Source organism: Methylophilus sp. UBA6697 (assembly GCF_002454655.1).
GTDB lineage: Bacteria > Pseudomonadota > Gammaproteobacteria > Burkholderiales > Methylophilaceae > Methylophilus.
The window spans coordinates 32,512-41,326 of sequence record NZ_DKJH01000011.1 but is presented as its reverse complement, the minus strand read 5'-3'; the positions used below and the strand labels follow the sequence as shown (position 1 = coordinate 41,326).

General features: G+C 53.1%; 9 protein-coding genes. 8 read left to right on the top strand and 1 reads right to left on the bottom strand.

Annotation, left to right across the window (positions count from 1 at the left end; genetic code table 11):
- Nucleotides 1-128: 128 nt before the first annotated feature.
- Entirely contained in the window at nt 129-701 is a 573-nt protein-coding gene (locus B3355_RS04175) for a glycine zipper 2TM domain-containing protein (RefSeq protein WP_292780508.1), read from the bottom strand.
- Between the two features lie 190 nt (nt 702-891).
- Between B3355_RS04175 and ispD the strand changes: the two genes are divergently transcribed.
- The 8 genes from ispD (at nt 892) to B3355_RS04135 (ending at nt 8,811) form a co-directional block, all read left to right on the top strand.
- Nucleotides 892-1,599: a 2-C-methyl-D-erythritol 4-phosphate cytidylyltransferase gene (gene ispD, locus B3355_RS04170; RefSeq protein WP_292780505.1), complete on the top strand. Its 708-nt coding sequence runs from the start codon at nt 892-894 to the stop codon at nt 1,597-1,599.
- Nucleotides 1,596-2,078: a 2-C-methyl-D-erythritol 2,4-cyclodiphosphate synthase gene (gene ispF / locus B3355_RS04165; RefSeq protein WP_292780502.1), complete on the top strand. Its 483-nt coding sequence runs from the start codon at nt 1,596-1,598 to the stop codon at nt 2,076-2,078. Before ispD ends, ispF begins: the two co-directional genes overlap by 4 nt.
- Before the next feature lie 5 nt (nt 2,079-2,083).
- The gene (locus tag B3355_RS04160) at nt 2,084-3,913 is read left to right on the top strand and encodes an ABC transporter ATP-binding protein (RefSeq protein ID WP_292780498.1); all 1,830 of its coding nucleotides are present in this window, start codon (nt 2,084-2,086) and stop codon (nt 3,911-3,913) included.
- Between the two features lie 235 nt (nt 3,914-4,148).
- Entirely contained in the window at nt 4,149-4,571 is a 423-nt protein-coding gene (gspG, locus tag B3355_RS04155; RefSeq protein ID WP_019883079.1) for a type II secretion system major pseudopilin GspG, read from the top strand.
- Between the two features lie 6 nt (nt 4,572-4,577).
- Nucleotides 4,578-5,750 carry a type II secretion system F family protein gene (locus tag B3355_RS04150; RefSeq protein ID WP_019883077.1) on the top strand — a complete coding sequence of 391 codons (1,173 nt, stop codon included), beginning with the start codon at nt 4,578-4,580 and terminating at the stop codon, nt 5,748-5,750.
- Nucleotides 5,747-7,444, top strand: a complete 1,698-nt coding sequence (locus B3355_RS04145) for a GspE/PulE family protein (RefSeq protein ID WP_019883076.1) — start codon at nt 5,747-5,749, stop codon at nt 7,442-7,444. Before B3355_RS04150 ends, B3355_RS04145 begins: the two co-directional genes overlap by 4 nt.
- On the top strand, nt 7,425-8,252 hold the full coding sequence (locus B3355_RS04140) for a hypothetical protein (RefSeq protein ID WP_292780493.1): 828 nt from the start codon (nt 7,425-7,427) through the stop codon (nt 8,250-8,252). The genes B3355_RS04145 and B3355_RS04140 overlap by 20 nt, the downstream gene beginning before the upstream one ends.
- Complete coding sequence (locus B3355_RS04135; protein WP_292780491.1) at nt 8,242-8,811, top strand: PilN domain-containing protein; 570 nt, start codon at nt 8,242-8,244, stop codon at nt 8,809-8,811. The genes B3355_RS04140 and B3355_RS04135 overlap by 11 nt, the downstream gene beginning before the upstream one ends.
- Nucleotides 8,812-8,815: the final 4 nt, after the last annotated feature.

Here is an 8,815-nt window from a genome sequence, read left to right as displayed (position 1 = left end):
CTAAAAAGGCCTCAACACTCTGTGTTGGGGCCTTTTTTATTGCACAAAAATGGGGTTGGACATTAGAAATGCCTCCTTAAATATAAAAAAAACCTCTTAACAAGAGGCTTTTTTGCTTAGAGGATCGTTTAATTGATGGTTTGCCATTGGCCTTGTTCTGCTAGGCAGGCGCGATTGCTGGCTTGCTGACGTTTTCCCTGTTCTATCCATTCAAGCCGGTAAGATTTACATTTTTGATTGCTTTGCATGAAGTCTGCGGTTGGCGTGAGGTTGTATTCAATACGGCTATCAGGATTTACCCAATGAACCCGTTGCCCTATGCGTCCCAGTTCGAGCGCGTGACCTATACAGCCCCTATCGTTATTATCTATAGCTTTACCTATCTGATTACCGATCACTGCACCTATGACGGAACCGAGAATAATTGCAATCGGCTTATTTGAGCCTTCACCGACGCTGGCGCCCACTGCGCCGCCGATGACACCACCAGTGACCGTGCCGACGGTTTGCCACTGACATTCTCCGCTGATGACGCCATAGTCACGCTGCCACTGGTAGCCTGAATAGCCACGATAGTAAGGGTCGTGTTTCTTCCTCCAGCCATGTGCTGGCGCGTGGGCAGGCGGGTCCGCGTAGCTGGTGCCTAGTGTCGCGCACAGGGAGAATAAGACGCAGCTAATGATTACCTTGGTATTGTTCATGATTCGCTCCCGAGGATCTATTGTTATGATGGGTACTGCTGCTTGATTATAGAATGACTTTTTAACAAGTGTTTAAGTCGTCTTAAACAAAAGCAGGTAAGCAGTCATGAGGATGGCGTTTTGTTGCAATATCAGCCGCTTGATTTCAGGTGTGCCAAAGAAGTGCATGGCTGCATGATAAAATGACAGGATGACTCAATATCATGTCCTGATTCCCTGTGCCGGCAGTGGCTCGCGTATGCAAAGTGTTGCGCCCAAGCAATATTTACCACTCAATGGGAAACCAATCTTGCGTCACGCTATCGATATTTTTGAGGCGATACCTGCCATCAGCCGTATTTTTATTGTGACTGCACCTGAAGATGCTTATTGGTCGGATGACTTGTTGCAAGGCTGTCATAAGACTGAGGTATTGTCTTGCGGTGGCGATAGTCGCGCAGCTTCTGTCTATCAAGGTTTGCAGGCCATGGCGACATATATTGATCGCGATGATTGGGTATTGGTACATGATGCGGCACGCCCTGGTGTCGATGCGGTGATGGTACAGCGTTTGATTGACGCCATTAGGCCGACTGACGTTGGTGGTCTGCTGGCTTTGCCGCTGGCAGACACTTTGAAGCGTGCTGATACGACTCAGCATGTCGCTGAGACTGTGCCGCGTGAAGCATTGTGGCAGGCACAGACGCCGCAAATGTTTAAAGCCGGCATGTTGCAGCAGGCTCTGGCCACGCATTTGCACCGCCAGCCAACTGACGAAGCGCAGGCAATCGAATGGGCAGGCCATGCACCCAAGCTAGTGCTGGGCGATTTGAAAAATTTAAAAATTACGTATCCGCATGATGTTGCCGTTGTCTCGGCGTTGATGCAGGCTACGCAGAGCGAACAGGATGCAGAATGATCCCCTTTAGAATTGGCCACGGCTTTGATGTACACGCCTTGGTGACTGGCCGTGACTGTATTATCGGCGGCGTGCATATTCCTCATAGTCATGGCCTGGACGGACATTCTGATGCGGATGTATTGCTGCATGCGATTTGCGATGCTTTGCTAGGCGCGGCTGCTTTGGGCGATATCGGCAAGCATTTTCCACCGACAGATATGCAATTTAAAGGGATAGACTCCCGCACGTTGTTGCGGCATGTCGTGGCTTTGCTGAATGACAAAGGCTATCAGGTTGGTAATATTGATGCGACGGTGATTTGTGAAGCCCCCAGGTTAAGCAGGCATACGGCACAGATGTGCAGCAATATTGCGGCTGATTGTCAGGTTGCCGTTGACCAGGTGAATGTGAAAGCAACCACCACAGAAAAACTCGGCTTTACTGGCCGCAGTGAAGGCATCGCTGCCGAAGCCGTTTGTACCATTTATTCCAAGTAGTGATCATGCGATTATTCAGCCGTTTTGAAGCATTGGTGTCCCCATTTCCGCGCGAGATACTGCATCAGCTCCCCACCCGTTTCTGGCCTTTTATGTGGGCATGCTCGTATGGCATGCGCCGTTATATCCTAGCGATGACAATACTCACTGCCTGTATTGGTTCGTTTGAAGCGTTATTGTTTGCACTGATGGGCAAAGTGGTCGATAAGTTGACTGCGATTGCGCCTGGCCAGCTATGGACCACCCATCATGACACTTTGTGGCTGGTGGCTTCTATTTTAATGGGTAGTACGCTGGTTATTGTGTTGCAAACATTGATCAAGCACCAGACGCTGGCAGGTAATTTCCCCATGCGTTTGCGCTGGCAGTTTCATCAGCATATGCTCAACCAGAGCATGGGTTTTTACCAGGATGAATTTGCTGGTCGCGTCTCGGCCAAGGTCATGCAAACCGCACTTGCTGTGCGTGAAGTCTGGTTTATCCTCGCTGATATCATGGTCTATGTGCTGTTGTATTTCACCACGATTGTGACTGTCGTCGGCAGCTTTCATCCATGGATGGTGCTGCCTTTCCTCGGCTGGCTGTTGCTCTATGCTTGCGCCCTGGTCTATTTTATTCCACGTCTGGCCAAGGTGTCACAGCATCAGGCTGACGCACGCGCGCTGATGACCGGCCGCATTACCGATGCCTATACCAATATTTCTACCGTGAAATTGTTTTCGCATGCAGGGCGCGAGGCGAGCTATGCGCAATCAGCCATGCAAGAGTTTCTGGACACTGTCCATGGGCAAATGCGCATGGTGAGTTTTGTCGAAAGCATTAATCACTTTTTGAACATGTGCCTGATTATTGCCAGCGGCAGCATGGTGTTGTGGTTGTGGTCACAAAGCCTGGTCGCGGCTGGCGCTGTGGCAGCCGTGATGGCCATGGGCTTGCGCCTGAACGGGATCTCGCATTGGGTGATGTGGGAGCTGACTTCGCTGTATGAACAAATCGGCACGGTGCAAGATGGCATGAATACCTTGTCGGTAGAAAACCGTGTGGTGGATGTGCCAGACGCGTTGACGCTGAGTGTGCCCAAAGGGGAGGTCTTGTTCCAGCAGGTGGATTTCGCCTATGACAAACAGGCGCCATTACTGCAGGATTTTGACCTGCATATCCAACCAGGCGAGCGTGTTGGCCTGGTGGGGCGTTCAGGTGCCGGTAAATCGTCTATCGTCAATTTGCTTATGCGTTTTTACGATATTCAGGCCGGGCATATCCGCATAGATGGGCAGGCGATTGATAGCGTTAAACAGGATTCTTTACGTCAGCAAATCGGTATGGTGACACAAGATACTTCTTTGTTGCATCGCTCTGTGCGCGAGAATATTTTATATGGCCGCCCGGATGCGACGGATGATGAGATGATCATGGCCGCCAAGCGTGCCGAGGCGCATGATTTCATTCTGAGCCTGCGCGATGCCAAGGGCCGTACCGGCTACGATGCACATGTCGGTGAGCGTGGTGTGAAGTTATCAGGCGGCCAACGCCAGCGTATTGCCATTGCCCGTGTCATGCTGAAAAACGCACCAATACTGGTGTTGGATGAAGCGACTAGCGCGCTGGACTCCGAGGTGGAATTAGCCATTCAACATCATCTCGCACAATTGATGGAAGGCAAAACCGTGATTGCCATTGCCCATCGATTGTCTACCATTGCTGCCATGGACAGGCTGATTGTGCTTGATCAAGGCCGTATTGTCGAAACAGGCACGCATCACCAATTGCTGGCACACGATGGTATTTATGCCAAATTGTGGACGCACCAAAGCGGCGGTTTTTTGGGCGAATAAGCTTTCACGCTTACCACGGCTTTTCTTGGCTGATTTTTTAATCCATTTAAAAACATTTCAATAAATGTTATCCTCTGCTGGGTGTTGGCCGCCCAGACAGAGCGCTCACCTCATTGTCTGGCAGACTGGTGATGTTAATCCAACATTACAACTGTGACAGATTGTCATATTGCCGCCACTTTTCTGCAATCTAATCTGCTTAGTATTGTCATCAAATTTTCATGGAGTGTTAGCGATGCCTTGTCGTTCTGTCCGGAACAGTCGCGGTTTTACCTTACTAGAATTATTAGTGGTGATGGTGATTATTGGCCTGCTTGCTGGTTATGTTGGGCCGAAGTATTTCCAGCAGATCGGCAAGTCAGAAGTGAAGACGGCGAAGGCACAGATTGCGGCGCTGGAGCAGGCACTGGATCAGTATCGATTGGATGTTGGTCACTATCCGGCCACCGAGCAAGGCTTGCAGGCATTGATGACCAATGCCGATAACAACACGCACTGGAGCGGCCCTTATTTAAAAAAAGAAGTACCGAATGACCCGTGGGGCAAAGCGTACCAGTACCGTATGCCGGGTCAGCATGGCGAGTACGATTTGTTCAGCCTGGGCAAGGACGGTCAGGTAGGCGGTAGTGACGAAGCACAGGATATTACCAACTGGTAAACTGCCATGCATTATCAGGCAAAAGTGCTCAATGGTTCTACGCTCACGATGGTGGAGCTGCAGGCTGACGATGAGCAGGACGCGTACGCGCAACTGAAATCCAAAGGCTTGATGCCCGTGTCGCTGCATGCGCAAAAGGCAGCCAAAGTATCCCGGCGCGAGGCGTTTCCCCTGGCATTGTTCAGCCAGGAGTTACTGGCTTTGCTGGATTCTGGCCTCAACCTGGTGGAAGCGATTGATGCGCTGTCTTTGCGCCAGGACCACACGCGCAGCGTATTACAAAGCATTCTGCAGTCCTTGCAGCAAGGCAAGTCATTCTCTGCCGCACTCGAGCGCCAGCCTGCCGTATTCCCACCGCTGTATATCGCCACCGTCAAAGCCGCCGAGCGCACCGGTGACCTGGGCAATGCCTTGTCGCGCTATATTGCTTACGACAACCAGGTCTCACTGCTTAAAAAGAAAATCATCAGTGCCTCTATCTACCCCCTGCTGCTGATTGTGGTGGGTGGCCTGGTGATTGCCTTTTTAATGGGCTTTGTCGTGCCCAAGTTCAGCAGTGTCTATGAAGGCACCGGGGCTGACTTGCCGTGGATGTCGAAAATGATGTTGCAGTGGGGCACGCTGATTTCACAGCATGGCGAGACCATGCTGGTGATACTGGCAGGCATGATCATTGGCCTGGTATTGCTATTCAAAACGCCTGCCATGCGCCAGTCCATGTTGCGGACACTGTGGCGTATCCCCGCCATTGGCGACAAGTTACATCTCTATCAACTGGCCCGTTTTTACCGCACCCTGGGCATGCTGCTGGCCGGCGGTACACCGATTATGACCGCGATTGACTCGCTGGGCGGCTTGCTCGACAGCAGCCTGGCCCTGAGCCTGCAACAGGCACAAACCATGATCAGCGAGGGCCAGCCACTGTCACAGGCCTTTCAAACTGCGGGCATGACCACTCCGATCGGAGAACGCATGCTGCTGGTCGGCGAACGTGGCGGTAACGTCGCGCAGATGATGGATAGAATCGCCAGCTTTTATGATGAAGAACTGGCACGCTGGATAGACTGGTTTACCAAATTGTTTGAGCCTTTGTTAATGCTGTTTATCGGCCTGGTGATTGGGGTCGTGGTGCTACTGCTCTATATGCCTATCTTTGAACTGGCGGGACAAATCCAATGAACCAGCCTGTGCCCAACCACGCCTTATCCGCCTTGCCGGCAGACCTGTTTGCCCAGGCGCAAACACTGGCGCAACAACAGCAACGCCGTGTGATTGAAGTGCTGGAGGAATTGCTTTCTTTAGAGAACGAAGCGCTGATCACACAATTGGGTAGCCTGTTGCATTACCCGGTGGCTACCATGCGTGAGATGCGCGAATGGCAGGTTGCCTTTGATGTCATCAGTTATAACACCGCCCAGCAGAAAGAGTGCCTGGCATTTTATGATGCACAACAAACCCTGATTCTGGTGTTTGCTGACCCGTTTAACCGCCAGTTGCCGCTATGGGTGCAGCATGCGGTACAAGTGCCGTTTGAATGGCGGCTGGCGCACAGGTTGGAAATCAGTGCTTACCTGGCCGGTGAAGAAGAAACCATGCGTGCCATGGATGGTGTCGGCTTGTCTAGCGAGCAGGCGCAAGAGGGCGACGAAGAAGTCGTCATGCAGTTGTCGCTCAAGTCTATCCATGAAGACGCCAACCCCATCGTCAAGCTGATCAACTCCACCTTATATGACGCGCTTAAAACCGGCGCCAGTGATATCCACCTGGAAACGCATCCTGGCGGCCTGGCCGTGAAATACCGCATTGACGGCGTCATGGCCAGCATTGCCAACAGCCCGGGGCTGGACAGCGCAGAACAGGCCATTTCACGCATCAAGGTCATGGCGCAGCTGGATATTGCCGAACGACGGATTCCACAGGATGGCCGCTTTAAAGTGCATGCCATGGGGCGGCTGATCGACTTCCGCGTCTCCATCATGCCCAGTGCCTTTGGTGAAGATGCCGTCTTGCGCGTATTGGACCGTAAGGCATTGACCGAGCAGGCGCAGGGCCTAAGCCTCAAGGCCCTGGGCTTTGATCCGCAGGTCATTGCCGGCTTCAGGAAACTGGCCAGTGAGCCGTATGGCATGGTACTGGTGACCGGCCCGACCGGCAGTGGCAAAACGACATCCCTCTATGCCGCCATTTCGGAAGTGAATACCGGCTTTGACAAAATCATCACCATTGAAGACCCAGTCGAATACCAATTACCTGGCGTCCTGCAAATCCCCGTCAATGAGAAAAAAGGCCTGACCTTTGCGCGCGGCCTGCGCTCCATCCTGCGCCACGACCCCGACAAAATCATGGTCGGTGAAATCCGTGATGCCGAAACGGCGCAAATTGCCGTGCAGGCGGCATTGACTGGTCACCTGGTGTTCTCCACCGTGCACGCCAACAGTGTGCTGGATGTGATCGGCCGCTTTATGCATATGGGGGTGGATCCCTATCACTTTGTATCTGCGGTGAATGGCATTATTGCCCAGCGCCTGGTGCGTGCCTTGTGCCCACATTGTGCCGAGCCTTTTGTGCCGGATGAGGACATGTTAAAGGCTTCCGGGCTGACATCCGCGCAGGCGGCAGGCATGCAGTTCAAACACGCACAAGGGTGCGGCCATTGCCGTGGTACTGGTTATAAAGGGCGTAAGGCCGTGGCAGAAATGCTGGTGCTCAATGATGAGCTGCGCGAGATGATTATCGCCAGGCAACCGATCCGGCAACTTAAGGAGGCTGCAGCCAGAAATGGCATGCGCACCATCCGGGAAGCCGCGATCACTGCGGTGGCAGAAGGCATGACCAGTTTACAGGAGATCAACCGTGTCACGTTTATTGCCTGATTTCCGTTGGTTAGGTTTAACGCGGGTGCTGATCACCGCAGACCGTTTACTGGCTGAGCACAGGCCTGCAGGCTTACACTCACGCAGGCTGACGGCACAAAGCAGCTGGACCGGAACAGACTTGCAAACTGCGCTGCCGGCATTGCTGGCACAACTGCCCGCCACCCGCTGGCAGCGTATTGAAATTTACCTTGCTGACAAGCATGTGCATCTGTTGCGCCTGCCTGCCATGACACACTCCCTGCAAACGCTGGATGTATCCGGGCAGGAACAGCAGGCCTATGCGCGGGCGCTATTGATGCAAACCTATGGCGAAGCCGCACGGGCATGGCCGTTCCGGTTAGCCGATATCCAGCAGCCACAAGACAGCTTGCTGGTGGCGATGCCTGCTTTGCAAGCGTTGAATTTAAATGCACTGTTGGCAAGCAAGGCCATGCAATGGTCGGTGCAACCCTATGCGTGTGCCTTATGGGCGCACACACGTCTGCCTGCGAGCGGCACGGTGCTGACGGCTGAGCCACATATGCTAAGGCTATTGCAGCTGGAACAAGGCCAGGTGACCCATGTTGCCAGCCTGACAAAAGACATGACTGAGGTGGAAGCCATGGCTGCCTGGTTGTTGCGTGAACGTACCTTGCTGGGTGTGCAGGCGAGTCCGTGCTATTGGGTGAGTGAACCGGCCTGCGCGCCTGTGGCTGCCACCGGGCGACGGCTCTCACAGCAACTGGCAGGGCAGTTGCCATGGCAACTGCTCTATGCTGCGAATCAGGTGACTTCGCTGTGGCAGGAGGTCATGCATGTGGCCTAATCCTAACTATCAATTTGAATTTGCGCAGCCAGCGTTTGCCTGGCAGGCATTGCGCTGGCCAGGTGGATTGCTGGTTGTGCTATTGGGTGTGTTAGTCGCCGTGCAGTATACGGGACTGACAGAGACCGAGGCGCAGTTGCAGCGTCTTGCGCAACGCCAGCAGCAGTTGACGCAACAACAGGCCGGTGCGACAGCCACAGAACATCAGCCAGCCACTAAAGTGGCAGTCAAACAGCCTGTCGCGGTATTAAGCCAACCACAGCAGAAGGTCGCTGAAAAAATTGTGCAACAGTTAAATGTGCGCTGGTTCGATCTGTTGCAAGCCTTGGAATCGCGCCAGGTGCCAGACATTGCCTTATTGCAATTATTGCCAGATGCCAATCGCGGCCAGTTTGTGCTGTCAGGCGAAGCCAAGAGTTACCAGGACTTGCTTAAATATGTGAGCCAGTTACAGGCTGTGCCAACGCTCAACCAGGTGCATCTGCAAAAGCACCAGGTGAACGAAAGCCATCCGCAACGCCCGGTCAGTTTCGAGATACAGGGCGGGTGGCAACCATGACTGC

What these genes read in the sequence shown, in the direction of transcription:
- B3355_RS04175 (WP_292780508.1), bottom strand. Translation starts at nt 701, where the DNA reads ATGAACAATACCAAGGTAATCATTAGCTGCGTCTTATTCTCCCTGTGC.
- ispD (WP_292780505.1), top strand. Translation starts at nt 892, where the DNA reads ATGACTCAATATCATGTCCTGATTCCCTGTGCCGGCAGTGGCTCGCGT.
- ispF (WP_292780502.1), top strand. Translation starts at nt 1,596, where the DNA reads ATGATCCCCTTTAGAATTGGCCACGGCTTTGATGTACACGCCTTGGTG.
- B3355_RS04160 (WP_292780498.1), top strand. Translation starts at nt 2,084, where the DNA reads ATGCGATTATTCAGCCGTTTTGAAGCATTGGTGTCCCCATTTCCGCGC.
- gspG (WP_019883079.1), top strand. Translation starts at nt 4,149, where the DNA reads ATGCCTTGTCGTTCTGTCCGGAACAGTCGCGGTTTTACCTTACTAGAA.
- B3355_RS04150 (WP_019883077.1), top strand. Translation starts at nt 4,578, where the DNA reads ATGCATTATCAGGCAAAAGTGCTCAATGGTTCTACGCTCACGATGGTG.
- B3355_RS04145 (WP_019883076.1), top strand. Translation starts at nt 5,747, where the DNA reads ATGAACCAGCCTGTGCCCAACCACGCCTTATCCGCCTTGCCGGCAGAC.
- B3355_RS04135 (WP_292780491.1), top strand. Translation starts at nt 8,242, where the DNA reads ATGTGGCCTAATCCTAACTATCAATTTGAATTTGCGCAGCCAGCGTTT.